24 protein-coding genes and 1 tRNA gene are annotated in these 25,767 nt (G+C 60.4%); 14 read left to right on the forward strand and 11 right to left on the reverse strand.

The window, feature by feature from the left end; genetic code table 11:
• Positions 1-17 precede the first annotated feature (17 nt).
• Positions 18-431, reverse strand: coding sequence for a hypothetical protein (locus tag LH365_RS13450; protein WP_226744144.1), 414 nt, complete (start codon positions 429-431; stop codon positions 18-20).
• A 20-nt stretch (positions 432-451) separates the two neighbouring features.
• Positions 452-1,597 (reverse strand): glutamate 5-kinase, encoded by a 1,146-nt coding sequence (proB, locus tag LH365_RS13455; RefSeq protein WP_226744145.1) that lies wholly within the window; start codon positions 1,595-1,597, stop codon positions 452-454.
• Between the two features lie 139 nt (positions 1,598-1,736).
• On the opposite strand from proB, the gene thrC reads away from it, so the two are divergent.
• Complete coding sequence (gene thrC, locus LH365_RS13460; RefSeq protein WP_226744146.1) at positions 1,737-3,122, forward strand: threonine synthase; 1,386 nt, start codon at positions 1,737-1,739, stop codon at positions 3,120-3,122.
• Between the two features lie 92 nt (positions 3,123-3,214).
• On the opposite strand, the gene LH365_RS13465 is transcribed toward thrC, so the two are convergent.
• The 4 genes from LH365_RS13465 to LH365_RS13480 form a co-directional block, all read right to left on the reverse strand.
• The gene (locus LH365_RS13465) at positions 3,215-4,147 is read right to left on the reverse strand and encodes a TraB/GumN family protein (protein ID WP_226744147.1); all 933 of its coding nucleotides are present in this window, start codon (positions 4,145-4,147) and stop codon (positions 3,215-3,217) included.
• A gap of 78 nt (positions 4,148-4,225) precedes the next feature.
• On the reverse strand, positions 4,226-4,561 hold the full coding sequence (locus tag LH365_RS13470) for a DUF86 domain-containing protein (protein ID WP_226744148.1): 336 nt from the start codon (positions 4,559-4,561) through the stop codon (positions 4,226-4,228).
• The gene (locus tag LH365_RS13475) at positions 4,551-4,847 is read right to left on the reverse strand and encodes a nucleotidyltransferase family protein (protein ID WP_226744149.1); all 297 of its coding nucleotides are present in this window, start codon (positions 4,845-4,847) and stop codon (positions 4,551-4,553) included. The genes LH365_RS13470 and LH365_RS13475 overlap by 11 nt, the downstream gene beginning before the upstream one ends.
• Before the next feature lie 101 nt (positions 4,848-4,948).
• Positions 4,949-6,046, reverse strand: a complete 1,098-nt coding sequence (locus LH365_RS13480) for an NAD(P)/FAD-dependent oxidoreductase (protein WP_226744150.1) — start codon at positions 6,044-6,046, stop codon at positions 4,949-4,951.
• Positions 6,047-6,189: 143 nt separating this feature from the next.
• Between LH365_RS13480 and gcvA the strand changes: the two genes are divergently transcribed.
• Entirely contained in the window at positions 6,190-7,152 is a 963-nt protein-coding gene (gcvA, locus tag LH365_RS13485; RefSeq protein ID WP_226744151.1) for a transcriptional regulator GcvA, read from the forward strand.
• A 20-nt stretch (positions 7,153-7,172) separates the two neighbouring features.
• Here gcvA and LH365_RS13490 read toward each other — a convergent pair whose 3' ends face one another.
• Positions 7,173-8,183, reverse strand: a complete 1,011-nt coding sequence (locus tag LH365_RS13490) for a cysteine synthase A (protein WP_226744152.1) — start codon at positions 8,181-8,183, stop codon at positions 7,173-7,175.
• 356 nt (positions 8,184-8,539) lie between these two features.
• Here LH365_RS13490 and LH365_RS13495 point away from each other — a divergent pair, with 356 nt between their 5' ends.
• The 4 genes from LH365_RS13495 (at position 8,540) to rpoD (ending at position 14,651) form a co-directional block, all read left to right on the forward strand.
• On the forward strand, positions 8,540-9,562 hold the full coding sequence (locus LH365_RS13495) for a homoserine kinase (protein ID WP_226744153.1): 1,023 nt from the start codon (positions 8,540-8,542) through the stop codon (positions 9,560-9,562).
• Positions 9,563-9,816: 254 nt separating this feature from the next.
• Positions 9,817-10,500 carry a hypothetical protein gene (locus LH365_RS13500; RefSeq protein ID WP_226744154.1) on the forward strand — a complete coding sequence of 228 codons (684 nt, stop codon included), beginning with the start codon at positions 9,817-9,819 and terminating at the stop codon, positions 10,498-10,500.
• Positions 10,501-10,545: 45 nt separating this feature from the next.
• Entirely contained in the window at positions 10,546-12,462 is a 1,917-nt protein-coding gene (dnaG, locus tag LH365_RS13505; RefSeq protein ID WP_226744155.1) for a DNA primase, read from the forward strand.
• Positions 12,463-12,566: 104 nt separating this feature from the next.
• Entirely contained in the window at positions 12,567-14,651 is a 2,085-nt protein-coding gene (gene rpoD, locus LH365_RS13510; RefSeq protein ID WP_226744156.1) for an RNA polymerase sigma factor RpoD, read from the forward strand.
• 116 nt (positions 14,652-14,767) lie between these two features.
• On the opposite strand, the gene LH365_RS13515 is transcribed toward rpoD, so the two are convergent.
• From LH365_RS13515 to LH365_RS13525, 3 genes are all read right to left on the reverse strand, one after another.
• Complete coding sequence (locus LH365_RS13515; RefSeq protein WP_226744157.1) at positions 14,768-16,066, reverse strand: folylpolyglutamate synthase/dihydrofolate synthase family protein; 1,299 nt, start codon at positions 16,064-16,066, stop codon at positions 14,768-14,770.
• A gap of 218 nt (positions 16,067-16,284) precedes the next feature.
• Positions 16,285-16,360, reverse strand: a tRNA-Ala gene (locus LH365_RS13520).
• 192 nt (positions 16,361-16,552) lie between these two features.
• Positions 16,553-17,041 (reverse strand): TIGR02300 family protein, encoded by a 489-nt coding sequence (locus tag LH365_RS13525; RefSeq protein WP_226744158.1) that lies wholly within the window; start codon positions 17,039-17,041, stop codon positions 16,553-16,555.
• 173 nt (positions 17,042-17,214) lie between these two features.
• Here LH365_RS13525 and cmk point away from each other — a divergent pair, with 173 nt between their 5' ends.
• From cmk to mscL, 4 genes are all read left to right on the forward strand, one after another.
• Positions 17,215-17,856, forward strand: coding sequence for a (d)CMP kinase (cmk, locus tag LH365_RS13530; RefSeq protein ID WP_226744159.1), 642 nt, complete (start codon positions 17,215-17,217; stop codon positions 17,854-17,856).
• 199 nt (positions 17,857-18,055) lie between these two features.
• A complete protein-coding gene (gene rpsA / locus LH365_RS13535; protein ID WP_226744160.1) occupies positions 18,056-19,744 on the forward strand; it encodes a 30S ribosomal protein S1 in 1,689 nt (562 codons plus the stop codon).
• 318 nt (positions 19,745-20,062) lie between these two features.
• Positions 20,063-20,359 carry an integration host factor subunit beta gene (locus LH365_RS13540; protein WP_226744161.1) on the forward strand — a complete coding sequence of 99 codons (297 nt, stop codon included), beginning with the start codon at positions 20,063-20,065 and terminating at the stop codon, positions 20,357-20,359.
• 9 nt (positions 20,360-20,368) lie between these two features.
• Positions 20,369-20,764 carry a large-conductance mechanosensitive channel protein MscL gene (mscL, locus tag LH365_RS13545; RefSeq protein ID WP_226744162.1) on the forward strand — a complete coding sequence of 132 codons (396 nt, stop codon included), beginning with the start codon at positions 20,369-20,371 and terminating at the stop codon, positions 20,762-20,764.
• A 50-nt stretch (positions 20,765-20,814) separates the two neighbouring features.
• On the opposite strand, the gene LH365_RS13550 is transcribed toward mscL, so the two are convergent.
• Positions 20,815-21,759: a glucokinase gene (locus LH365_RS13550; protein ID WP_226744163.1), complete on the reverse strand. Its 945-nt coding sequence runs from the start codon at positions 21,757-21,759 to the stop codon at positions 20,815-20,817.
• 124 nt (positions 21,760-21,883) lie between these two features.
• On the opposite strand from LH365_RS13550, the gene LH365_RS13555 reads away from it, so the two are divergent.
• The 4 genes from LH365_RS13555 (at position 21,884) to LH365_RS13570 (ending at position 25,663) form a co-directional block, all read left to right on the forward strand.
• Entirely contained in the window at positions 21,884-22,546 is a 663-nt protein-coding gene (locus tag LH365_RS13555) for a phosphoribosylanthranilate isomerase (protein WP_226744164.1), read from the forward strand.
• A gap of 52 nt (positions 22,547-22,598) precedes the next feature.
• Entirely contained in the window at positions 22,599-23,795 is a 1,197-nt protein-coding gene (trpB, locus tag LH365_RS13560) for a tryptophan synthase subunit beta (protein WP_226745489.1), read from the forward strand.
• Positions 23,796-23,797: 2 nt separating this feature from the next.
• A complete protein-coding gene (trpA, locus tag LH365_RS13565; RefSeq protein ID WP_226744165.1) occupies positions 23,798-24,616 on the forward strand; it encodes a tryptophan synthase subunit alpha in 819 nt (272 codons plus the stop codon).
• Positions 24,617-24,727: 111 nt separating this feature from the next.
• Complete coding sequence (locus LH365_RS13570) at positions 24,728-25,663, forward strand: acetyl-CoA carboxylase carboxyltransferase subunit beta (RefSeq protein WP_226744166.1); 936 nt, start codon at positions 24,728-24,730, stop codon at positions 25,661-25,663.
• Positions 25,664-25,767 lie beyond the last annotated feature (104 nt).

Here is a 25,767-nt window from a genome sequence, read left to right on the forward strand (position 1 = left end):
CCAAGACCTTCATCCGGTCAGGTCTTAGTGTTGTAAATGGTGACGAAGCACTCTTTTTCATCAGAAAGGGCCGACTTCATGAACGCATCTCCGTCGGATCCCGGAAGCGTCATGAGTTTCGGCACCCAGAACGCCATTTTCTTCGCTTTAAGCGGCAGAGTTAAGTCCCCATTCGTGTGCGCCACGTGGTAAAAACAAACATCTGCCCAAGGCCCCCGCTCCGTCTTAATCACGGTAACGGTTTTTACGTCTACCCACCGAACGTGCACCTGTTCACGCCCTTTTACGACAACCTTAAAGGCGTCACCCGTCAGGTGAACCGTTACAGATTTGGGCGACTCACCCTTTCTTCCGGGGCGCATTATAATCCGGGTGACCAGCAGCGCTGCCAGCACAGCGCACACCAGCAGAATAGCAATATCCCAGCTCAACACATCCCCCTTGGCGATGCTTAAACCATCACCATATCGTCGCGGTGAATAACTTCATCCCCCGAAGTATAGCCCAGTATCGTCTCGATGTCCTTGCTCGCGCGGCCCTTGATGGCGGCGATGTCGTCCGAGCCATAGGTGGCGATGCCACGCGCCAGTTCGCGCCCGTCGTGCAGGACCGACACGCTGTCGCCCTTATCAAACAGACCCGTTACCGAGGTAATACCCGACGGTAGAAGCGACTTGCCGGACGCCAGCGCCTTGGCCGCACCGGCATCGATATGGACCTGCCCGGCCGGCACCACCGTCCCGGCGATCCATGCCTTATAGGCAGCCCCCGAAGAGGCCTGAGCCGCAAACAGGGTATAGCGCGCCCCTCGACCCAGCGCCGACAGCGGGCGCAAGACCTGACCGTTCATAATGGTGGTAGAACACCCGGCTGCCCCGGCGATGCGCGCCGCGGCAATCTTGGTCGCCATGCCGCCCGTGCCGACGCCTGCGGCGGCATTGGCACCACCCGCCATGGCTTCGATTTCGGGGGTTATGGTGTCCACGAGCGCAATATGCTCCGCAGACGGATTATTGCGCGGATCGGCCGTATAGAGCCCGTCGATATCCGACAGCAGAACCAATGCTTCCGATCTTACCAGCATGGCCGCGCGCGCGGCCAGCCGGTCGTTATCGCCGTAACGGATTTCCTCGGTCGCCACCGTATCGTTCTCATTTACGATCGGCACGATCCCAAGCTTCAGAAGGGTATCCGCCGTTTCCCGCGCATTGAGCCAGCGACGCCGGCGCTCGGTATCTTCGCGCGTCAGCAGCACCTGCGCGACCTTTATACCGTGTTCGGAGAAAACCTCGTCCCAGGCGCGCATCAGGATCGGCTGCCCCGCCGCCGCCGCCGCCTGCTTCTTTTCGAGCGGTAATTGGCGCGTGGTCAGTCCCAGATAACGCCGCCCCAGGGCCCCGGCCCCGGACGAGACGATCATCACTTCCGCCCCTGTCGCACGCAACCGCGCTACATCCTCAGCCAATCCGCGCATCCACAACGTATTGGCCGCCCCGGTTTCCGGATTGACGATCAGCGCCGACCCGATCTTCAGCGTCACGCGCTTCGCCCGCGCAATGTGCGCCGGAAAGTCGGATTTTGTCGCCGCGGACGTCATGGAAAGCCTTTTCTCAGGCGTCTGAAAATGATAGGCCCGCCGCGACAGTTTTATCGCGGGCGAACCCCTTGCGCCTATTAGCGGACAAACCCTTCTCGAAGCAAGAAGGGTTTGAAAGCTTTTAAGAAATGGTAACAAAATGAACTATATCGGCACGCGCGGTTTCTCGGATCAACGCAGCTTTGCGGGCGCTCTGCTCGACGGTCTGGCGCCCGATGGCGGTCTGTACGTGCCGCAGAACTGGCCGACCCCGGATTTCGACCTCGCCGCCGCCTCAAAGGGCGGTTATGGCGACCTCACGGTGAAGCTGCTCAACCTGTTCGGCGTCAACGTCCTCGGCGATCAGGCTGTCAAGGCCGCCGCCCAGCGCACCGAAGACGCCTTCCTGCGCAATGGTGCGGTGCCGCTGACCAAGCTTGAGGACAATCTGTGGCTTCTGGAGCTGTATCACGGCCCGACCCACGCCTTCAAAGACATGGCCATGCAGATGATGGCCCCGCTGACCGACGCAGCCCTGGCGCAGCGCGGCGAAAAGCTGACTCTGGTCACGGCCACCTCCGGCGATACGGGCGCCGCCGCCGTGCGCGCCTTTGCAGGTTCCAAGCACGTCAAGCTGATCGTCTTTCATCCGCTCGGCCGCGTCTCGCCCGTGCAGCGCCTGCAGATGACCACGGTTCAGGCCGACAACGTTTTGAACGTCGGCGTGAAGGGCGATTTCGACGACTGCCAGAAGATCGTCAAGGCGCTGCTGTCCGAGCCGTCGCTGAAGGCGCAAGGCCTGATTTCCTCGGTCAACTCGATCAACTGGGGCCGTCTGCTGGGACAGGTGCCCTACTATCTGGCCGCCGCCGCCCATTCCGGCGCGGACAAGCCGGAATTCATCGTGCCGACCGGCAATTTCGGCGACGCCTTCGCCGGCTGGGTGGCGCGCAAGATCGGCGGCAACGTCGGTCACCTGCACGCCGCCGTGAACCAGAACGACGCCCTCAATCAGGCCATCAACAACGGCCGCTACGTCCGCCGTCAGGCCGTCGAAACCGCCTCCGTATCGATGGACGTCCAAGCGCCGTCGAACTTCGAGCGCCTGGTGTTCGAAGCCTCGGGCCGCGACGCCGGCGCCACCCACGACCTGTTCGATACCTTCGCCCAATCGGGCGAAGCCACCCTGTCCGGTAATCTGCAGGACGCGCTGAAGGCCGAGGTCTCGGCCTCTACCGTCTCCGAAGAACAAACCAAGGCAACGATCAAGCTTGCCTACGAAAAGTACGGTCAGATGATCTGCCCGCACACCGCCGTCGCGCTTTCGGCAGCGTTGGAGCGTAAAGGTGACACCCCGCAGATCGTGCTTTCGACGGCGCACCCGGCCAAGTTCCCGTCCTTTGTTACCGAGGCTCTCGGCTTCGAACCCAAGGCCCCGGACGCCATCACCGACCTCTACGGCCTGACCGAAACCCTGACCGAAATGCCCGCTGACATCGCTGCGGCCGTCACCACGGTCAAGGCCTTCATCGAATGGATCGATTAGCAGAGGCAGGGGCCCGCGCTCGAGCAGCGCAGCGGTAGCGCACCAAAATGCGCCTGCACCCATAACTGGGAGCAGACGTTCAGGACTGCGTTCTAATTTTCAGGCGCAGAGACGCGGTAACCCTTGGCGCGTAGCTGATCGAACACGCCGCCCTTGCGCAGTAGTAAAGCCATAGGCAGCACCGCCACCGTCTTGCCCGGCTTCTTCAGCGCCGCATTCACCGCATTGACCGAGTCGGTGACGCTGCGGTTCAGCGTCGCTGTGGCCACCGGCGAACCCGACAGGCACTTCATCAGCACCGATCCCTGATACAGGCTGCGCACCGTGGCGATATCCCCGACCGACCAAGCCTGCGCCGTCCGCGGCGCGCGATCGATATCGAAGTCGATGTCGTCGAGCGTATAGTTCAGACACGCCGCGCTCGCCTGATCGCTCATGGCGTTGACCGCCTTGAACAGAGGGCCACTGTCGTACCGCCCTGCCGCCTTGACCGGAACGCCCGCCGACCGTGCCAAACGTTTGATGGTGGCGACCGGCTCATTCTCGCTCAGCCCATATTTTTGCAGCACTTCGCGCCGCAATCGCGCCCCGGCCCAGACCGGTTTGTCTTTGGCAAAATCCTTGATCGGAATACCCGCCCGCCGGGCCGTTCGTTCATACCTCGCATAAAGATCGTCTGACAGCGCCTCTTTCAGCGTACCGCGGTCGGGAAGCCCTTTGTTGCGCATCAGCGACCACAGATCGCCAGCCCCCGTGCTGTTGTCGGCAGGCGTGATCAGGCCATTGGCCCCGCGCAGCGCATTTTCAATGCGGGTGGTTTTCCACGTTTGCTTTTTCGGAAAGACGGGCAAAACGCCGATAATGATGACCTGACTGTCGCCATCGGTGACGCGCCACAGGGCCGGACCACCGGCGCTCTTGCCGCGCACCACAATCTCGGCCTCGACCCAATCCTCCTGCGCAAAGGTTGCCGCCGGCAGCAGGAAAGCACACAGGATCAGCAGGACAAGACGTAACCGGTTCATAGGTACGATAGTGACGCGCTTTGGCGACAGTTTTGTTGCAGGGTCGCATACCATGCACCCATTACAGGGAGCAGATGATCAGCCCAACTCGCTGTCGACCGCCGCCTTTAGCGAGGGCAAGCTTCGATGCAGCGTGATCCATACCATGCTGTGCGCTACTTGCCCGTAATCATGACGGTAGATGTTTCCAGAACCCGCAATCTGCTTCCACGGCAGTTCTGGATGACGCGCTTTCAGTTCATCTGACAGTGTGCGACTGGCTTCGGAGATGATCTCCAGACAACGCACAACCGCGTAATAACTCTTGAGGTCTGTGGCAAAAGCCGCTTCATCAAGACCTTCGGCAAAGCTAACGGCGAGATCAATGTTTTCCGCTATGTCGATCAGCGACTGCCGCTCACGCTCAGAACGCATAGACCGCTTCCTGTTCTATGGCAGGGCGCACAAAGGCCCTCAGGCTGACCGAATTGGCCACGTCCACCGGGGCACTGAACAGGGACTGGATAAACTCAACGATGCCCATATACTCAAACACACCGAGGCGGGCCTCCGGATCAAGGTCCACCAGAATGTCGATATCGCTGTCTGGCCTTTGAGCGTTCCGTGCGACGGATCCGAACAAGGCGGCGCGACGCACCCCAAGCCGTTCAAGCTCCGGGCGATGGCTCCGCAGTACAGAAATGACCTCATCGCGTTTCATAGCCCAAGCATAACGCAACGAGGCAAAAATAAAACCCCGCCTCAAATTGATCTGAGACGGGGCCATTTGCTCCAAGTTCCGGGTGCAGGGGCGAGCCCCTGCTACTTCACACCCAGCTTCTTCTGCAGGTCCGACGAAGACGTCGTATACTGGAAGCGCAGCTTCTTGTCCGGGAAGACGTAACGGAAGACGGCTTGCGCCGCCAGCGCGCCTTCATGGAAGCCCGACAGGATGAGCTTCAGCTTGCCCGGATAATAGTTGATGTCGCCAATGGCGAAAATCTGAGGCGTCGAGGTCTCAAACTTTTCCGTATCCACCGGGATCAGATTTTCGTGCAGGTTGAGGCCGAATTCCGCCACCGGACCCAGCTTCATGGTCAGGCCGAAGAAGGGCAGGAAGGTATCGGCTTCGAGGTGCAGTTCCTCGCCATTATTATCTTCGACCGTCACGCCGGTCAGCTTATGGCCGGTCTCGCCGGAGAGCGCCGTGGCCTGACCGATGACGAGGTCCATCTTGCCCTCTTCGACCAGCTTGCGCATCTGGGCCACGCTGTGCGGCGCGGCGCGGAAGTCGTCGCGGCGGTGCATCAGGGTGACGCGTTCGGCGATCGGTTGCAGGTTCAGCGTCCAGTCGAGCGCCGAGTCGCCACCGCCCGAAATGACGATGCGCTTGCCGCGGAAGGCTTCCATCTTGCGCACGGCGTAGTGAACGCCGAGGCCTGCGCCGATGTTTTCGAAACCGTCGATGCCGGGGATCGGCGGCTTCTTCGGCTGGAAGGAACCCCCGCCGGCGGCGATGAGGATACAGCGCGCGACAACTGACGTGCCCTGATCCGTCGTGACCTTCCACTTGATCGTGCCGTCTTCCTGTTCCAGCTTTTCTACCGCTACGGCCATTTCACCGAGGTGATACTTGGCGCCGAAGGGCGCGATCTGTTCCAGCAGGCGGTCGGTGATTTCCTGACCGGTGATGATCGGCCAGGCCGGGATGTCGTAGATCGGCTTTTCCGGATACAGTTCGGCGCACTGACCGCCGACCTTGTCAAGAATGTCGATCAGGTGAGCCTTGATGTCGAGCAGGCCCAGCTCGAACACAGCGAACAGGCCCACCGGGCCCGCGCCGATGATTACGGCATCGGTTTCCCAGGCTTCGCCGGCTTCGAGGACTTCGATAGCGGGGGACGGGTGCGCGTCACTCATTTTTGTCTCCGGAACGCAAAGATTAGATTTGTTAAACGATGGATGCGCTATATAGAGCGCTTGATTTAGATTTGTCGCGCATCTTATCCGAAAACCGCTATGCACTTTTCGGGATGCGCTGGTTTAGATTTGGATAGAGTTTGATGTCGCGTGACCGTCTGCCGCCGCTGTCGGCGCTTCGGGTGTTCGAAGCCGCCGCGCGCCACGAAAGTTTCAAGCACGCCGCCGAAGAGCTGTTCGTCACCCCCGGCGCGGTGTCTCAGCAAATCCGCCTGCTGGAAGAGCATGTCGGGGTCGAGTTGTTCGTGCGCGACGGCCGCCGTGTGGTGCTTTCCGACGCCGGCAAAGCCTCTTCGATCATTCTCAAGGAAGCCTTCGAAAAGATGTTCGAGGCGACCCGCGTCATGCGTCAGACCCAGCAGAAGGGGCGCGTTACGGTTTCGGTCGCCCCCAGCTTCGCCGCCAAATGGCTGATGCCGCGTCTGGGCGATTTTTCGGCAGCCAATCCGGATATCGACGTCTGGGTGTCGGCAGATATGGCCCCGACCGATTTCGCGGTGTCTGACATCGATCTGGCTATTCGCTACGGCACCGGCAATTACAACGGCCTGAACGTCGAGCATCTGCTGGAAGAAGCCGTGCTGCCCGTCTGCTCGCCCGCCCTGTACGAAGCCGCGCCGATCCGCAAGCCGGCGGACCTGGCGCACCATACGCTGCTGCACGACGTGTCGTCCGATCTCGACCCGTCCGATCCCGACTGGGCGATGTGGCTGAAGGCGCACGGCGTCGACGAGATCGATGCCTCGCGCGGGCCGCGCTTCAATCAGAGCCATATGGTCATCGAAGCCGCCGTGGCCGGTCGTGGCGTCGCTCTGGCCAAGCGCACCATCGCCGAGGCCGACCTCAAGGCCGGGCGTCTGCGCGGACTGTTCAACGAAAAGGACGCGCCCGTCAGCTTCGGCTACCATCTGGTCTGGCCTCAGACGCGCGAACCCTCCCTGGCGCAGGTGCGCTTCATGGACTGGTTGCGGGGACAGGCGCGCGACCTCGGCAACGCGACCGCGCAGCCGCAGGACAGACCGGTCTTTGCGGCTCAGGGTATCTGACGCGGCGCGGGCAGGAATCATCAGGCCTGTTCGCTCCACGGCGGCACGGGCAGGCCCTTGGACCTCAGGAACTCAGCGTTGAAAATCTTTGACGCGTAGCGGTTGCCATAGTCGCACAGCACGGTGACGATGGTCTTGCCGGGGCCCATGTCTTTGGCCATCTTGATCGCGCCCGCAACATTGAGCGCCGCCGACCCACCGACCAGCAGACCCTCATAACGGTCGAGATCGTAGAGCACCGGCAACCATTCTTCATCACCCACCTGACAGGTAAAGTCCGGCGTGAAGCCTTCCAGATTGGCGGTGATACGGCCCTGACCGATACCCTCGGTGATCGAGGTGCCTTCGGATTTCAGTTCGCCCGTCGTGTAGTAGCTGAACAGCGCCGCACCGAACGGATCGGCCAGCCCGATCTTCACCGCCGGATTAAAACCGCGCAGGCCAGCGGCCATGCCGGCCAGCGTCCCACCTGAGCCTACCGAGCAGATGAAGCCGTCGATCTTGCCGTCCGTCTGCGTCCAGACTTCGGGGGCGGTGCCGTCGATATGGGCCTGACGGTTGGCGACATTGTCGAACTGATTGGCCCAGATGGCGCCGCCTGGCTCGGTTTTCGCCAGTTCCTCAGCCAGACGGCCCGAATAGCGGACATAGTTATCGGGATTGGAATAGGGAACGGCGTCGACCTCGATCAGCTTCGCCCCCAGCATACGGATGGCGTCCTTCTTTTCCTGCGCCTGCGTGCGCGGAATGACGATAACCGCCTTATAGCCCAGCGCATTGGCGACCATGGCCAGACCGATGCCGGTATTGCCCGCCGTACCTTCGACGACGGTCCCACCGGGCTTCAACAGGCCCCTGGCCTCGGCGTCTCGGATGATCCACAGCGCCGCGCGGTCCTTGATCGATTGACCCGGATTGAGGAATTCGGCCTTGCCGTAGATCTCACAACCGGTTTCTTCCGACGCGCGCTTTAAGCGGATCAGGGGGGTATTGCCGACAAGGTCGAGTACGGAGGAAACGGTCTTGGCCACGGAAAGCTCCTGTTTTCGCCTTTGCGCCTATGGGATTTGGACCGCAATCCCAAGCGATAGATTCTCACCGGCGGGTTTAGCGAGGCTTACAGATCGGGGCGCGCCCTTATAGGACAAGGCTTTGACGCAGGTCAACGCTATGCATGAAATATTGCGAACGGGTCGCAGATGGTCCAAGCCCTATTGTCGAAGCGGGCCTGTCTTGCGTATAGCAGGGCAGCTTTCCCTTCGCCCTTTGGGAAGAAGGTGGCGCAAAGACAAAGTCTTTGTGCCGGATGAGGGGGCCCCCTCACCCCAACCCTCTCCCCGTCGGGGAGAGGGGGTAAAATAGGATGCAGGTGCGGGACTGATTATTAATGGCCGTTTTTACCAAGGTATCTCTGGAAGAGGCCCGCGCCTATCTGAGCCGCTATGAGATCGGCGACCTGATCCACCTCGAAGGCATCGAGGAAGGCGTCTCCAACACCAATTTCAAGGTCGAAACGACGACAGGGCTTTACGCCCTGACCTTGTTCGAGGCGGCGACGCCCGAAAAGGACCTTCCCTACTTCATGGACTACACCCTGCATCTCGACCGCAAGGGGTATCCTGCACCGGGTCCGGCCATCATGAAAGACGGCACGACCGTCGGGCGCATTAATGGAAAGCCCTGCGCCCTGATCAAGTGGCTGCCCGGCCGCTGGCCGCGCAACCCGGACGTGCGTCATGCTGCCTCAGCAGGCGAATATCTGGCCAAACTCCACGCTGCCGGGGCCGACTTCGCCCAGACGCGCGAGAACGAGATGGGCATCGCCCATTGGGATGCGCTGATCGAGCGCTGCGCGCCGCGCGCCTCGCAGTCGGCCCGCGCCGAAGCCGTACTGGCCGATTTCCGCGCGGAGGTGGCGTGGCTGAAAACCCAATGGCCGACCTCGCCCTCAAACAGCGAAGCGGTAGGGCAAACAAAAATACTACCGGCAGGCGCTATCCATGCCGACTACTTCACCGACAATGTCCTGATGGACGACGAAGGGCAGGTCACCGGCGTTATCGACTATTATTACGCCTGCACCGACTTCTATGCCTACGATCTGGCCGTGGCGCTGAACGCCTGGGGCTTTACGCCGGGCGGCCAGCCTTTGCCCGACATGATCGCGGCCTTCGTCAACGGCTACCACAATGAACGCCCGCTGTCAGAGGCTGAAATCGCCGCCCTGCCGCTGTTCGCGCGCGGCTCAGCCGTGCGCTTCACCCTGACACGGCTCTATGACCTGCTGAACCATGACCCCTCGTGGGTGGTCAAACCGAAGGACCCGGAAGCCTTTTACCGGAGGCTGGACTATCACCGCACAATTAAGTCAGGTCTTACATATCTATCCGCATCCGAAAGCGGAGGCTAAAATCCAATACTAGCTTGGCTTTCAGGGTAACCAAGATCCACGGTAACAAAAAAGTGGGGTCTGCCATCGCCATAAATGTTGCACTCATAATTTGCATTTCTCCTTAAACGTGATTTTAAAGGTGGGTGAAAGCGTTTCTTACACCCTCTATATGATAAAAACTTTTTTTCGAACGTCAATCCCCCAGAGGGTTTCACTTTTAATTTGCAATAATGGTCAATTGATTCTAATGTTCATCGCCGGGAGGACTAATAGTGAAGAACATAGAGCATAAAGAATTCGCCAAGCGCCTGACCTTGGCCTGTGACGGCAATGCTAATGTGCCTCTGCCGAATTTCGGACGCCTCGGATGGTTTGTAACGCAACTGGAAGCTCATAATATCGCATCAACGGCAGAATCGGTTCGCAAGTGGTTTGCCGGCGAGGCTTTACCCCGTCACAAAACCATGAAGGCTTTGGCGCAAATTCTCAAGGTCGATGAGGCGTGGCTGGCGCTTGGTAAGGCCTCTGAACTGGATGAACGCCAACAGAAGTTACGAGATGCCACGGTGGACGGGGCGGTTAACGTCGTCGCAGGGCTGATCCAGATGTGCGGCGCCGCACCAGCCTTTCCGGACACCAACGACCAACGTGCCCTTGATGAGCGCATAGACATCTACGCCATAATCAAAGGTGCCCAGTACGCCTTTCATATAGCTATGGCCGGACGTGATGGCGACGGCTGGCGCTTCACTGTACCTGTTGAGGCAGAAAAGACGTTTATTATCGGTGTTGTGCGAACGGGAGAATTATCGGTCGATCTGCTGGAGCTGGATACTGAGGCTCTGCTCCAGCACGGTCAGCGTAAGGGGGCATTTTTCGATGTGCACATCGATTCTCGCTACTGTACCGACGGTAAACATTGGCGACAAATCAGGACCTTTGCCACAAGGCCATAGTCCACCTCCCCTTTCTTTTGTATCCGAAGGGCGTATATGTAAACCGTGCGCTTCGACGATCGTTTCCTGGAAGAATTGAAATCCCGCTTGCGGCCCTCCGAGGTCATCGGCAAGGCGGTCAAGCTGCGCCGTAACGGCCGTGAATGGGTCGGCCTGTCGCCCTTTTCCAAGGAAAAGACCCCTTCCTTCTACGTCAATGACGAGAAGGGGTTTTATCACGACTTCTCCTCCGGCAAGCACGGCGACATCATCTCCTTTCTTCAGGAAACGGAACGTCTGAGCTTTGTCGAGGCGGTCGAGCGGCTGGCGACGGAAGCCGGCATGGCCCTGCCCGTCCAGACGCCGCAGGCCGCGCAGGCCGAACAGAAACGCCAATCGCTTAACGACTGGATGGAACTGGCCGCCAAATGGTTCTCGGCCCGGCTGCATGACAATACGCCGGGCGCCAGGGCGGCGCGCGACTACCTGAAAAAGCGCGGCCTTTCCGATCAGGACGTGGCGCACTTCGGCCTCGGCTATGCGCCCAAGGACCACACGGCGCTGAAGGACGCACTGGTGCAAAAGGGCGCCAAGGTCTCCGAACTGGTCGAATGCGGCCTGCTGATCGAAGTGGAAGGCAAGGCCCCTTATGACCGCTTCCGCAATCGCCTGATGTTCCCTATCGAAGACGCCCGCACCAAGATCGTCTCCTTCGGCGGGCGCGCGCTCGATCCGGACGAAAAAGCCAAATATCTCAACGGCCCGGAAACGCCTCTCTTCCACAAGGGCGCGCTGCTGTACGGCCTGCCCAAGGCGCTCAAAATCCTCGGCTCCAGCCAGACGGGCCCGGAATTGGTCGTGGTCGAAGGCTATATGGACGTACTGGCCTGTCAGCGGGCGCAGATCGCCGCGGTCGCCCCGCTGGGCACTGCCCTGACCGAGGAACAGATCGACATATTGTGGCGTCGCCATCCGGAGCCGACCCTGTGCTTCGATGGCGACAAGGCCGGTCAGCGCGCCGCCAGCCGGGCGCTGGACCGCGCCCTGCCCAAGCTCAAGCCGGGCCGGTCGTTCAAGGTCTGCCTGATCACCGGCGGCAAGGACCCGGACGACGTGCTGCGCGAAAAGGGCCCGCTGGCGCTGCGCGAAGCCCTCAGCGAAACCCAGCCCTTCGTCGAGGTGCTGTTCAAGCGCGAACACGAGTTGGAGCCGCTCGATACGCCCGAACGCAAGGCCGGCTTGCGCAAGCGGCTGCGCGCTCTGGCGGCGCAGATCGAGGACAAGGATCTGGCGGACTCCTATCGTCAGGATCTGATGGATCGCTACGACGCCCTGTTCCAACGCCAAACCCAAGGGTTTCAGGGCCAGGGGTATCAAGGTCAGGGTTTTCAAAACGGTCAGGCGCGCGGGCGTTTCCCCCGCCGCGACGCCAGCGGCCGCCTCATCGAACCGCCGACCATCGCCACCCCCGAAGGCCAGCAGGCGGCGCGCGCCCTGTCGAAAGCGCTCGATCCCATGGCGGCGGCGTTGGCGCAGGGCTTGCTCGACCATCCCGACTGGATGCTCGACCACATGGAAGCGCTGGAATCCTATGGGCTTGGCGACCCGGCGCTGGATGGACTGGTTCGCGCTCTGGTAGCCCTAAGTTTTTCCACAAGCCCTCTTGACTCAGGCGCTGTGAACCGCCATCTGCAAAATCAAGGTTTCGGCGCATTGTTGAGCGAGATACAGAAGGCGGCCCTCAGATCGGCCTCGCCCATCCTCGCACAGGACACAACTCTCGCTAATGCGCAAGCCGGCTGGACCAAGGCGTTCAACGCGTTCGCGCGTCTGACGGCATTGGACCGTGCGTTAAAGGCGGCTCGGGATGATGCTTCGGCAGAATTCGATGCCGAAATTTTCGTCCGGACCAAGCAGGAACGCGACAGCTTGCGCAAGGCCTTGAAAAGCGGACAGATTTTTGAAGCGGAAACGGACGTCTAGGTTAAGACTTCGTTGACCTTCTTCGTAAATACAGGTGTGGTGCGGCAAATTTGTCGCAACCCGTTTTCAACGGCCCGTGACCGAAGTCATGGGCGGAGAGATAGATGAGCACAGCGACGGACAAACCCGAAGCCGATACGCCTTCCGACGGCCCCCTTCTCGACCTTACCGATGCCGGCGTAAAGAAATTCATCAAGAACGCCAAGGCGCGCGGCTACGTCACCATGGACGAGCTGAACAAAGTGCTGCCGTCTGAGGAATTCACCTCGGAACAGATCGAAGACACCCTGGCCATGCTCACGGAAATGGGCGTGAACGTCGTCGATTCCGAAGAGGAAGCGACCGAAGGTGGCGAAATCGCCGTGCGTGAGGAAACCGGCGGCGTGGTCGTCGCCGAAAAGACCTCGTCCTACGACCGTACCGACGACCCCGTGCGCATGTATCTGCGCGAAATGGGCTCGGTCGAGCTTCTGTCGCGCGAAGGCGAAATCGCCATCGCCAAGCGCATCGAAGCCGGTCGCGACACCATGATCCGGGGTTTGTGCGAATCCGCTCTCACCTTCGAAGCCATCATGATCTGGCGCGAAGAACTGGAGTCGGGTCGCATCCTGCTGCGCGAAATCATCGACCTCGAAGGCACCTACGGCGGCGGCCCGTCGGAAGGCCCGCCACCCGGCGCGCTGGGTGAAGACGCCGAAGACGAAGACGCCGACGCCCCGATCGCCATGCGCGCGCCTGCGCCCGTAGCGAAGGCCCCTGAGCCGGTTGCGTCGCCCAAGACCGAGATCGTCGAAGCCAAGCCGGTCGAGCCGAAAAAGCCGAAGGGCGAGGACGATGAGGACGACGACTACGTCCCGATGGATGAGGAAGAGAAGAAGCCCCAGCCGGAAGAAGAGGAAGAGGACGATTTCGACGACGGCGCCGGTCCTTCGGTGTCGGCGATGGAATCCGAACTGCGTGACGGCGTCATGGCCACGCTCGACGCCATCGCATCGGAGTTCGAGATCTATCGCGGCCTGCAGGAAAAGATCCTCGGCGCGCGCCTCGAAGGGTCTGCGGTCGACCCCGCGGACAAGGCGGCCTATGATGAGGTCACTTCGGCCATCACCCGTCACCTCAAGACGCTCAAGCTCAACAATCAGCGTATCGAAGCGCTGGTCGAGCAACTCTATACGATCAACAAGCGCCTGATGTCGCTGGAAGGTCGCCTGCTGCGTCTGGCCGACTCCTATGGCATTTCCAGACAAGAGTTTTTGCAGAACTACTACCACCGCGAACTCGATCCTCAGTGGACGGACAAAGTGCGTGAGCTGGGTGTGCGCTGGCAGAAATTCGCCGATAACGAAAGCGCGCCGATCGGCCGCATTCGCGCCGACATCATCCAGCTCGCTACCGATATGGGCGTGGCGGTCGACGACTACCGCCGCATCGTCCAGACGGTGCAAAAGGGCGAGCGCGAGGCCCGTCAGGCCAAGACCGAAATGGTCGAGGCCAACCTGCGCCTCGTTATCTCGATCGCCAAAAAGTACACCAACCGCGGCCTGCAATTCCTCGACCTGATTCAGGAAGGCAATATCGGCCTGATGAAGGCCGTCGATAAGTTCGAATACCGCCGTGGCTACAAGTTCTCGACCTACGCCACCTGGTGGATTCGTCAGGCGATTACCCGCTCGATCGCCGATCAGGCCCGCACCATCCGTATCCCGGTGCACATGATCGAGACGATCAACAAGATCGTCCGCACGTCGCGCCAGATGCTGCACGAAATCGGCCGTGAGCCGACGCCGGAAGAACTGGCCGAAAAGCTGGCCATGCCGCTGGAAAAAGTGCGCAAGGTGCTGAAAATCGCCAAGGAGCCGATCTCGCTCGAAACCCCGATCGGGGACGAAGAGGATTCGCACCTCGGCGACTTCATCGAAGACAAGAACGCCGTCCTGCCTATCGACGCGGCGATCCAGTCGAACCTGCGCGAAACCACCACCCGCGTGCTGGCCTCGCTGACACCGCGTGAAGAGCGCGTGCTTCGTATGCGCTTCGGCATCGGCATGAACACCGACCACACGCTGGAAGAGGTCGGTCAGCAGTTCTCGGTGACGCGCGAACGTATCCGTCAGATCGAAGCGAAGGCGCTGCGCAAGCTGAAGCACCCCAGCCGGTCGCGGAAACTGCGCTCGTTCCTGGACTCCTAAGTTCCGGGGTCTGGGGCCTGCGGCCCCAGAGTCTTCTAAACCCAAAGAAAAACCCCGCTCGAAAGAGTGGGGTTTTTCTTTGGGGTAAAGGTCGTGGGGTCACGACCCCACACCCCTTAACTTGGCCAGGTATCCGGCGACAGCGCCAAAACATCCCCCGCCAGATACAGCGAGCCGCAGATCAGAACGCGCGTAGGACCACCCGCGATGCGCACCACCGCTTCGGTCACACTCTCCGCCGTTTCCGCCTTGAAGCCGCTTCGAGCCGCTGTCTCGGCCAGTTCGGCTGGCGGAATCACCGCGTCTGACGAAAAGCCAACGCAGGTGATATGCGCTTCAAGGCCTTTGAAGTGCGCGAAAAACTCCGCCGCATCCTTGGTGTTGATCAGACCGCAGATCAGGTGCAGCGGCTTCGGATCGCGCATTTGCAGGTGATCGATATGCGCCCGTAAGGCGCGGGCCGCGTGCGGATTGTGCCCGCCATCGAGCCACAGTTCCGAGCCTTCCGGAAGCGCCGCAACCAGCGGCCCCGCCTTCAGACGCTGCATCCGTGCGGGCCATACTGCCGTTTGCAGGCCCTGATCGATAGCCTCCGGAGACCAGCCCATAAGCCGCGCCGCTTTGATAGCCAGAGCCGCATTGTCGATCTGATGCGCGCCGGGCAGACGCGGCAGGCTGAGGTCCAGCAGCGCATCTTCCTCCTGAAACACCAGTCGGCCGTTTTCCCCATAGGCATCGAAGCCCTGCCCTGCCGTATAGAGGGCGCTGCGCGCTTTTAAGGCGGCACGTTCGACGACCGCTTCCGCCTCGTCCGGCTGTCGCGCGCTGATCGCCGGGCAGCCGGGCTTGATGATACCCGCCTTCTGCTTGGCAATGGTCGTCAGGTCGGTGCCCAGAAAGGCCTGATGGTCGTAGTCGATGGGCGCAATAATGCTGATCTTTGGTTCACGGACAATATTGGTGGCGTCCAGCAAACCGCCCAGTCCCGTTTCCAGGAGAAGCACATCCGACTCGACCTCCGAAAAGGCCAGAAACGCCGCTGCCGTGGTGGCTTCGAAAAAGGTCAGGGGCTTACCGGCATTGGCTTTTTCGACACGATCCAGCACGTCCGCCAGATAATCGTCCGTAATCAGACGACCTGCGACGCGGATACGTTCGGCGAAGCGCACCAGATGCGGCGAGGTGTAGACATGAGCGCGCAATCCCTGCGCTTCGGCCATGGCTCTGAGCAGGGCCAGAGTCGAGCCCTTGCCATTGGTGCCGGCCACATGAATGACCGGCGGCAAACGGTCCTGCGGATTGCCCAGCGCTTCGCACACGCGCAGCATCCGATCGAGCGTCAGATCGATCTTCTTGGGGTGCAGGGCTTTGAGCCGCTCCAGAGGCGCATCGAAAGGCAAAAGGCGGTCGGTCATACCTTGCTCTTAGCATCTCCCCTGAAATCAGGGGAGGGCTTTCAACTCATCCTGCTCCGGACGACGGACAAGCCACACTGTCGTTGCTCGCATAGTGACACGCGATACGCGTCTCTGACTGCCAGGTAATAAATTGGGAAAAACAGTGCGGCTGAGTTCGACGGCCATGCGCCACTCACCTACCCGCTAACTTATTAAACAATAAGCATAAGTGTGAGTGGTGGAGCTAAGCGGAGTCGAACCGCTGACCTCTTGAATGCCATTCAAGCGCTCTACCAACTGAGCTATAGCCCCATCTCATTTCGATGGTCCCGCTGGCGTCGCCGCCGCTGAGGTGGCGACTTCTAGGGCAAGCGTTTTTCAGTTGCAAGCGCTTTTTCCAAGATTTTCTGATTTTTTCACAGGTCCGTGAATGGCTCCGCAAGGTGCCATGAAAAAAGCCGCGAAGCGTGAACTTCGCGGCTTTTTCTGTCCTGTGTCGGACGATCAGATGTCGTCTTCGCTGTCTTCGCCGGGCAGGCCGTCGATGTCTTCGTCGAACGTATCGTCTTCATCGTCTTCGAGGAAGGGCACGTCATCGGCATCGTCGTCGGTCAGGTCGGCGTCTTCGATGTCCATGTCGACGGCGTCAGGCGCGACGCGCGCAGGATCGGCCGGATCGAGTTCGTCGTCTTCGTCGGCCAGCAGCGTGTCGTCGGCAACGACCTCATCGATTTCCGGAGTGATGATTTCCGGTTCTTCGTCCTCATCCTCGTCGCCGGGGGTCTTGCCCTTGACCTGATCTTCGGCCTCGTCGTCCATTTCGTATTCGTCAGGCGCGACCGGGCGGACGCGGGTGCGACGGGTGCGCAGCGCTTCTTCGGGATCGAATTCGTTGTCGCATTTCGGGCAGTGGGCGGGGCGCTTGTTCAGGTCGTAGAACTTCGCCGTGCAGTTGGGACAAATCTGTTTGGTGCCAAGGGCGGGATCAGCCACGGAGCGTCCTCATATAGTGGAAAAATTTCAAGCTTTGGCCTCCCTTGCCACCAGATCGTCCGCCTGTCAAAACGGATTTTCGGCATCTGTTCCGATTTTTTGCCATTCCGTGAGCGGACGGCCGCACGGGAGGGGCTTGCCGGCCAGCGTTTCCCTCTCTAAAAGCCGCGCGCATGACGGATTCCCTCATCATCGCCTTCGACGGACCCGCCGCTTCGGGCAAGGGCACCCTGGCCTCGGTCATCGCGCAGGATTACGGCCTGCCTATGCTCGATACCGGCCTGATCTACCGCGCGGTCGGTTTTCAGCGCGCGCAGAAGGGGCTTTCGCTGGACGATGTGCAGCCGATGGTCGAAATCGCCCGGACGCTGGATACCGAAACGCTCGACAATCCCGCCTTGCGCGGCCGGGAGGCGGGTGAGTGGGCCTCTCAGGTCGCCGCCATTCCCGAAGTCCGCGAGGCCCTGAAGCAGTTTCAGATCGATTTCGCCCATCAGGCGGGCGGCGCCGTGCTCGACGGACGCGACATAGGTACGGTGATTGCGCCGGACGCCGATGTGAAGATCTTCGTCACCGCCCGCGCCGAGGTCAGGGCGCACCGCCGTTGGCTGCAACTGGTCAAGGGCAATCCGAACCTGAGCTTCGAAGAGGTGCTGACCGACATTCGCCTGCGGGACGAGCGCGATTCCTCGCGCGCTTCTGCCCCGCTTGAGAAAGCGGCGGATGCCGTCTTGCTTGATACGACCGATTTAGGTATAGAGGCGGCCATCGAACATGCGCGACGCATCGTGAAGGACCGCCGCGGCTCTTTTTAAGGGCCAATCTCACCGGCGCTCTTTTTCAGGCAGGATCACGAACGGCGCCCTCGCGGACCCTTCCGGGTTTTCCGGCATGTGACATTCCCATCCCAAAGCCGCTGTTCGTGTGGCCGAAGCCGTGCGCTTCGCCGTTCCTGTCCGCTTACGCCGTCTTCGTCGCGGCCATGCCTCAGCGCCAACCCAAAACTGAGATTACATGAGCGATTACAATCCGTCGCGTGACGATTTCGCAGCCCTTCTGGACGAATCCCTCCACGGCCGCGACATGCTCGAAGGTCAGGTCGTACACGGCCTGGTCGTCGGTCTGGAAAAGGACTTCGTTATCGTCGATGTCGGTCTGAAGACCGAAGGCCGCATCTCGCTGAAGGAATTCGGCTCGGACGCCGCCAACATCAAGGCCGGCGACACCGTCGAAGTCTATCTGGAACGCGTCGAAAACGCCATGGGCGAAGCGGTCATCAGCCGTGAGAAGGCCCGCCGCGAAGAAGCCTGGACCCGCCTTGAAGTCATCTTCAACAAGGGCGAGCCGGTCATGGGCACCATCGTCGGCCGCGTCAAGGGCGGCTTCACCGTCGATATGGACGGCGCTTCGGGCTTCCTGCCCGGTTCGCAGGTCGATATCCGTCCGGTGCGCGACATCGCCCCGCTGATGGGCAAGGAACAGCCCTTCGCCATCCTGAAGATGGACCGTCCGCGCGGCAACATCGTCGTGTCGCGTCGCGCCATCCTCGAAGAAGCGCGCGCTGAACAGCGCACCGAGCTGGTCGGCCAACTGGCCGAAGGCGAAATCCGTGACGGCGTCGTCAAGAACATCACCGACTACGGTGCGTTCGTTGACCTCGGCGGCATCGACGGCCTGCTGCACGTCACCGACATGTCGTGGAAGCGCGTCTCGCATCCGTCGCAAGTCCTCAACGTCGGCGACAGCGTCAAGGTTCAGATCATCAAGATCAACCCGGACACGCAGCGCATCTCGCTCGGCATGAAGCAACTGCAGTCCGATCCGTGGGACGGCGTCGAAGCCAAATACCCGGTCGGCGGCAAGTTCACCGGTCGCATCACCAACATTACTGACTACGGCGCGTTCGTCGAACTGGAGTCGGGCGTCGAAGGTCTGGTGCACGTTTCGGAAATGTCCTGGACCAAGAAGAACGTCCATCCGGGCAAGATCGTTTCGACTTCGCAGGAAGTCGACGTGGTCGTGCTGGAAGTCGACGCCGGCAAGCGCCGCGTGTCGCTGGGCCTGAAGCAAGCCCAGAACAACCCGTGGGACGACTTCCTGTCGAAGCACCCGATCGGTTCGGTGATCGAAGGCGAAGTGAAGAACGCGACCGAATTCGGTCTGTTCGTCGGCTTCGAAAACGACATCGACGGCATGGTGCACCTGTCGGACCTCGACTGGAACGTGGCGGGCGAAGAAGCCATCGCCAAGTACAAGAAGGGCGATGTCGTCAAGACCAAGGTTCTGGACGTCGACGTCGAAAAGGAACGCATCTCGCTGGGCATCAAGCAGCTTGGCGGCGATCCGATGTCGGGCGACACCTTCCGCAAGGGCCAGACCGTGACCGTGACCGTGACTGAAGTCACTTCGGGCGGTATCGAAGTCAAGTTCGGTGAAGATGACGCGCCGGTTTCGGCCTTTATCCGCAAGTCGGACCTGTCGCGCGACCGTAACGAGCAGCGCGTTGAGCGTTATGCCGTGGGTGACCGCGTCGACGCCCAGATCACCAATGTCGACAAGGCCGCCCGCAAGGTGTCGGTGTCGATCAAGGCTCTGGAAATGGCCGATGAAAAGCAGGCCATCGAACAGTACGGCTCTCAGGACTCCGGCGCTTCGCTGGGCGACATCCTGGGTGCGGCCCTGCGCGGCCAAACCAAAGAGTAAGTACAGGAATAAGGCCTGACGGTCTGTTTCCCGCCCCCGGTTCTCAGGTTCGCAAGGCCTGAAAACCGGGGGCTTTTTTTGTGCGCCGCAGCGCCCGATGCGCGGTATGTAGCCGGTTACAGAGTGGTATTGTGCGCAAACGTACCTCAAGAGGCATTAATTTTTGAAACAACCCCTTGAAGGGGCTTTCATTTTCGATCATGCTCCCTCCATGTTGTGCTGACGGGTGTTCGGCTGCGTTGCAATGTGGCCATGTTTGTGGGGCCGCAGGATTAGCAGGCGCCTTCTATATTTTCGAACCTGGGTTCGGGGGATAAGATGTTAAAATCGGAACTGATCGAGCGTTTGGCGTCCGAATATCCGCATATGACGCAAAAGGACGTGGAACGGATCGTCAATCTGATCCTCGATTCGATGATAGAGACGCTCGAAAAGGGCGGCCGCGTCGAGCTTCGCGGCTTCGGCGCTTTCTCGGTGCGTTCGCGCCCGGCGCGCGTGGGCCGCAATCCCCGGACGGGTGAGGCGGTGTCGGTCCCGGCCAAGCACGTGCCGTTTTTCAAGAGCGGCAAGGAACTGCGTGAACGCCTGAATTTGACGGGTGACGACAACGAATAGGAGGCGCCCATGAGCATCGTTTCGGAATTCAAGACCTTCCTTATGCGTGGCAACGTCATCGACCTGGCGGTCGGTGTGGTTATCGGTGGCGCCTTCGGCAAGATCGTTTCGTCTCTGGTCGATAACATCATCATGCCGCCGATCGGCTTGCTGACGGGCGGGGTCGATTTCTCCGATCTCAAGCTGGTGCTGAAGGCCGCCGTTGGCGAAACGCCGGAAGTGGCCATCAGCTATGGCCTGTTCATCAATACCCTGATCCAGTTCGTGATCATCGGCGCGGCCATCTTCATGGTGGTCAAGGCCATCAATCGCCTGTTCCCGCCGCCTGCCGCTCCCGCGGCCCCGGCCGGACCTTCGGAGAAGGAACTGCTGGCGGATATCCTCGAAGAATTGAAGAAGAAATAAAAAAAGGCGCGGAGGGTTCCGCGCCTTTTTGTCTGTCTGGATAGACCGGTCTAAGCGAAAAGCGTGGTCAGGCCGATCAGTTCCAGATCGCGCGCCTTGATGAGGTAGACAGGTATGTCCTGCATATAGCCGCGCAGGCGACCCTTATCGTTGAAACGATCCTCGAAAGCCTTCCAGTCGATCAATTCGCTGATCATCTCGATATACTCGCCGGCCAGATATATACCGCCGCGCGCGCCCAGCATAAGGGCGGTGTCGGAAGCCATGGCGGCAAGGAAACCCTGACTTATGGAAATGGCTTCCACCGCACGCGCGTCGCCCGTGTGGGCCAGTGCCATGACTTCGGCGGCGTTAACGCGGCGGCTGTCGCCTTCGTCCACGCGGCCGAGGATTTCATAGATTTCCGCCAGGCCCTGCATGGAGACGACGCGCTCACGTGACACATGGCCGTATTTGCGTTCCAGATGCTCAAACACTTGCGCCTCGCGCGCCGTAGTGACGGCGAGGTCCGCATGACCGCCTTCGCATGGCAGAACGGTGGGGTGCCCCAGATCGTCGAGCACGATGCCGGCCAGGCCCAGGCCGCGCCCGGCGCCGACCAGCGCACGCGCCTGACCATCCTCGCCATCGCCGCCACAGACCTTGACCAGTTCCGAACTGAACAGGCGATCTACGGCCATGGCCTTGCATACGCAGTCATTGACGACATGCAGACGCTGGATATTCAACAGGTCGCGCAGATGCTGACGATCGACGCGGAAATTGTGGTTGGGCATGGCGAAGCCGCCATCGACCTCCCACCCGCAGGCCGACACCGCCGCGGCCATGAGGTCGGGCTGGTTGTTGGCTTCGAGAAAATCGACTATGGAGGCGTTGAATTCTTCGACCGACTTGCACGGATACAGCGTGGCGTCGGACGGACGTTCGCCCGGCGTCACTAGCGCCAGTTTCATATGGGCGCTATTGGAGAGGTCGCTCAAAAGAACGGCAGTCATATAGTTTTCCCCTGTCAGGTATGCGCCAATTAAAGCCGGCGCGTTTTTTGTGATTCAAGAATTACCCTTAATTCTTGATTTTTCTTAAAGCTCGATACATTTGACGTAAAAATCAAGGCGTTTCATGACTATCAAGGCAAAAATTTGCGGTATTACGGATGATGATAGCGCTCGCATCGCGATAGATGACAGCGCTGGCATGTTAGGCTTCATCTCATTTCCGAAAAGTCCGAGACATCTTGACTTGGATCGCATGGCGCAGTTGATTGCAAATGCGACCGCCTATACTGCACGCGTCGGTAAAAACGTGAAATGTGTCAGTGTATTGGTCGATCCGCACGATTCGCTTCTGGAAGCGATTGCGCAGAAGGTCCGCCCCGACCTTATCCAGTTGCACGGCCATGAGAGTCCGGAGCGCGTGCGTCATATCCGTGAACGATTCGGCATCCCCCTGATCAAGGCGATCAGCGTCGAAACCCGTGCCGATGTCCTGTCCGCAACGCCCTATGAAGACTTTGTCGAGCACCTGCTGTTCGACGCCAAGCCGCCCAGGGACGCCACCCTGCCCGGCGGGGTCGGGGCACGGTTCGACTGGACGCTGATGGAGGGCTATCCTGCAAGACGGCCGTGGCTGCTGGCGGGTGGACTCACCCCCTGGAACGTGGCCGAGGCCGTATCGCAGTCGAAAGCCAACATGGTCGATGTTTCTTCTGGTGTTGAGCGGTCGCCGGGACTAAAAGACGCAGCACTGATCTCTCAGTTTCTTAAGGCCGTAAAAGGGCTTTAGTTCAAAAGGACCTTTCCCCGTGGATGACGCCATCCTGACCAATCGCTACAACATGCCGGACGCCAAAGGGCGCTTCGGTGATTTCGGCGGGCTCTATGTCCCCGAAACCCTCATGCCGCTCGTTCTCGAACTGGGCGAAGCGTGGGCCCAGGCGAAACAGGATGAGGCCTTTTGGGCGGAGTATCATCACCTTCTCAAATACTTTGTCGGTCGCCCCAGCCCGCTCTATCTGGCGGAGCGTCTCACCGACTATTTCGGCGGTGCCAAAATCTATTTCAAGCGCGAAGAGCTGAACCACACCGGCGCGCACAAGATCAATAACTGCATCGGTCAGATCCTGCTGGCGCGGCGTATGGGCCGCACGCGCATCATCGCTGAAACAGGCGCCGGTCAACACGGTGTGGCTTCGGCTACGGTGTGCGCCAAGTTTGATCTTCCGTGTACGGTCTATATGGGCGCACTGGACGTTGAGCGCCAAAAACCCAATGTGTTTCGTATGCAGTTGATGGGCACGAAGGTGCACCCGGTGACCAACGGCAACGGCACGCTAAAGGACGCCATGAACGAGGCCCTGCGCGACTGGGTCACCAATGTTCATGACACTTACTATATGATCGGCACCGCCGCCGGCATGCACCCCTATCCGGAAATGGTTCGCGACTTCCAGACCATCATCGGCAAGGAAACGCGCCAGCAGATACTCGAAGCCGAAGGCCGTCTGCCGGATGCCGTCATCGCCTGCGTTGGCGGAGGCTCCAACGCCATCGGCATGTTCCACCCCTTCATCGACGATGAGAGCGTGAAGATTGTCGGTGTCGAAGCCGCCGGTCACGGGCTCGACGTTTATAATGGTCACGCCGCTTCGCTGAACGGCGGTCGTCCGGGGGTGCTGCACGGCAACCGCACCTATCTGCTTCAGGATGACGACGGTCAGATTCTCGAAGGCCACTCGATCTCGGCGGGTCTCGACTATCCGGGTATCGGGCCGGAGCACGCGCACCTGTTCGATACGGGGCGCGCCCGCTATGTCTACGCCACCGACGAAGAGGCGCTGGCGGCCTTCCAACTGACCTCCAAGCTCGAAGGCATCATCCCGGCGCTCGAATCCTCGCACGCCATCGCCCGTGTCGGCGATCTGGCCAAAGAGGTCGGTAAGGACGGTATCGTCGTGCTCAACCTGTCGGGTCGCGGCGATAAGGACATCTTCACCGTGGCGAAAGCCCTCGGTCAGCAAATGGGGAATCTCTAACCGTGTCAGTCGCGCGTATCAACGCCCGCTTCGCCCAGCTCAAGGCGGAGAACCGGGCCGCTTTTGTCTCCTACATCATGGCCGGGGACCCGGATCTCGAAACCTCTTTCGACGTGCTGAAGGGCTTGGCCGAGGCCGGGGCCGACATTATCGAGCTGGGCTTCCCCTTCTCCGACCCCATGGCCGAAGGCCCGATCATTCAGTTGGCCGCCGAGCGTTCGCTGAAGAACGGCACCAGGATCGCCGACGTTTTCGCCCTCGCTTCACGGTTTCGTGAAATTAATCACGACACACCGCTGATTCTGATGGGCTACATGAATCCGGTCGAGAATATGGGCTATCCGGCCTTCGCCGAAGCCTGCGCCAAGGCTGGCGTCGATGGCGTGATCGTCGTCGATTGTCCGCCGGAAGAAGCCGAACGTCTGATTGATGCGCTCGATGCCGCCGATGTGGCCCTGATCCGTCTGATCACCCCGACCAGCGACGACAATCGACTGAAAACGCTGGTGAAGCGCACCAAGGGCTTCGTCTATTACGTCTCCGTGGCGGGCGTCACCGGCGTCAAGGAAGCCGATGCCGAGGGTATCCGCGACGCCGTGGCCCACGTTCGCGAAGTCGCCAGCCTGCCCGTCGTCGTCGGTTTCGGCATCAAGACGCCGGAGCGTGCCGCCGAAATCGCCCGTATCGCCGACGGCAGCGTCGTCGGCTCGGTTCTGGTCGATTCAATAGCGAAATCTTTACTTGAAAATTCGCCTGTCAGGACAAAAGTACTGGAAACCGCCGGTCTTTTGGCTCAGGCTGTCCGTAACGCAAGAAACTAGGCCCTCAAACTCTGAAGACGCGGCGGAAAGGGATTGTTAACCCTTTGTTCGCACGACGCACCTTAGAGAAACGCATAGATTTTTGAGCGCCCCCGGAGTTTAGTGACCTGTATGGCCATTGCCGACAAATTAGCCAAGAGTAGACGCGCCTTGCCGAATCCCGCCCGCCCCACGGACCGCCGCGACAGCGGTGGCTGGCTCGCCAAGATCGCCCCCGGCGTCTCCAAGTTCGTGTCCAAGCGCGAAACGCCTGAAAATCTGTGGGTCAAGGACCCCGATACGGGCGAGATGATCTATCGTCCTGACCTGGAGGCCGCCCTGTGGGTGACGCCGACGGGTCGGCACATGCGCATCAATGCGCAAACACGTCTGTCCTTTACCTTCGACAACGGTGAATACGAAGCCCTCGACACGCCCGCTGTGCCCGAAGACCCGCTGCATTTCTCCGACGGCAAGCCTTACGCCCAGCGCCTCAAGGCGGCGCGCGATGCGTCTGGCGCGAAGGACACCATGCAGATCGGCTATGGCAAGGTATCGGATGTGCCCTGCGTCGTGCTGGTGCAGGACTTCACCTTTATGGGTGGCTCGCTTGGCATGGCTGCGGGCGAAGCCTTTATTGCCGCCTGCCGTTACGCGGTTGAGCGCAAGGTGCCGCTGGTCGCCATCACGGCTTCGGGCGGGGCGCGGATGCAGGAAGGCACGCTCTCCCTGATGCAACTGGCGCGCACGACACTCGCCATTCAGGAACTCAAGTCGGCGCAACTGCCGTACATCGTCGTTCTGACCGACCCGACCACGGGCGGCGTCTCGGCCTCCTACGCCATGCTGGGCGACATCCATCTGGCAGAGCCGGGCGCGCTGATCTGCTTCGCCGGCCCGCGTGTGATCGAGACCACTATCCGCGAAAAACTGCCTGAAGGCTTCCAGCGCGCCGAATACCTCGTCGACAAAGGCATGGTGGACCGTGTCGTTCCGCGTGCAGAGCTTCCCGAAGTGCTGGGCGCGTTGATGTCCATGCTGATGGATGGCAAGCGTCGGGTGGCCTGATTGATCACAGGTTTGAGGGGTCTCAGACCCCATTCGTGCCTTATATTCGGATCAATCGATATGTTCCGGCTTTGAACTCACAGTCTCATTAGACCGGCACTGCC

Source organism: Asticcacaulis sp. AND118 (genome assembly GCF_020535245.1).
Lineage (GTDB): Bacteria > Pseudomonadota > Alphaproteobacteria > Caulobacterales > Caulobacteraceae > Asticcacaulis.

Bases quoted from the DNA above. Each gene is read 5' to 3' on its own strand.
- LH365_RS13495 (WP_226744153.1), top strand. From the start codon at position 8,540: ATGGCCGTTTTTACCAAGGTATCTCTGGAAGAGGCCCGCGCCTATCTG.
- cmk (WP_226744159.1), top strand. From the start codon at position 17,215: ATGACGGATTCCCTCATCATCGCCTTCGACGGACCCGCCGCTTCGGGC.
- proB (WP_226744145.1), bottom strand. From the start codon at position 1,597: ATGACGTCCGCGGCGACAAAATCCGACTTTCCGGCGCACATTGCGCGG.
- LH365_RS13540 (WP_226744161.1), top strand. From the start codon at position 20,063: ATGTTAAAATCGGAACTGATCGAGCGTTTGGCGTCCGAATATCCGCAT.
- rpsA (WP_226744160.1), top strand. From the start codon at position 18,056: ATGAGCGATTACAATCCGTCGCGTGACGATTTCGCAGCCCTTCTGGAC.
- trpB (WP_226745489.1), top strand. From the start codon at position 22,599: ATGCCGGACGCCAAAGGGCGCTTCGGTGATTTCGGCGGGCTCTATGTC.
- LH365_RS13515 (WP_226744157.1), bottom strand. From the start codon at position 16,066: ATGACCGACCGCCTTTTGCCTTTCGATGCGCCTCTGGAGCGGCTCAAA.
- LH365_RS13550 (WP_226744163.1), bottom strand. From the start codon at position 21,759: ATGACTGCCGTTCTTTTGAGCGACCTCTCCAATAGCGCCCATATGAAA.
- LH365_RS13475 (WP_226744149.1), bottom strand. From the start codon at position 4,847: ATGAAACGCGATGAGGTCATTTCTGTACTGCGGAGCCATCGCCCGGAG.
- LH365_RS13570 (WP_226744166.1), top strand. From the start codon at position 24,728: ATGGCCATTGCCGACAAATTAGCCAAGAGTAGACGCGCCTTGCCGAAT.
- LH365_RS13470 (WP_226744148.1), bottom strand. From the start codon at position 4,561: ATGCGTTCTGAGCGTGAGCGGCAGTCGCTGATCGACATAGCGGAAAAC.
- gcvA (WP_226744151.1), top strand. From the start codon at position 6,190: ATGTCGCGTGACCGTCTGCCGCCGCTGTCGGCGCTTCGGGTGTTCGAA.
- rpoD (WP_226744156.1), top strand. From the start codon at position 12,567: ATGAGCACAGCGACGGACAAACCCGAAGCCGATACGCCTTCCGACGGC.
- LH365_RS13555 (WP_226744164.1), top strand. From the start codon at position 21,884: ATGACTATCAAGGCAAAAATTTGCGGTATTACGGATGATGATAGCGCT.
- mscL (WP_226744162.1), top strand. From the start codon at position 20,369: ATGAGCATCGTTTCGGAATTCAAGACCTTCCTTATGCGTGGCAACGTC.
- thrC (WP_226744146.1), top strand. From the start codon at position 1,737: ATGAACTATATCGGCACGCGCGGTTTCTCGGATCAACGCAGCTTTGCG.
- LH365_RS13465 (WP_226744147.1), bottom strand. From the start codon at position 4,147: ATGAACCGGTTACGTCTTGTCCTGCTGATCCTGTGTGCTTTCCTGCTG.
- LH365_RS13480 (WP_226744150.1), bottom strand. From the start codon at position 6,046: ATGAGTGACGCGCACCCGTCCCCCGCTATCGAAGTCCTCGAAGCCGGC.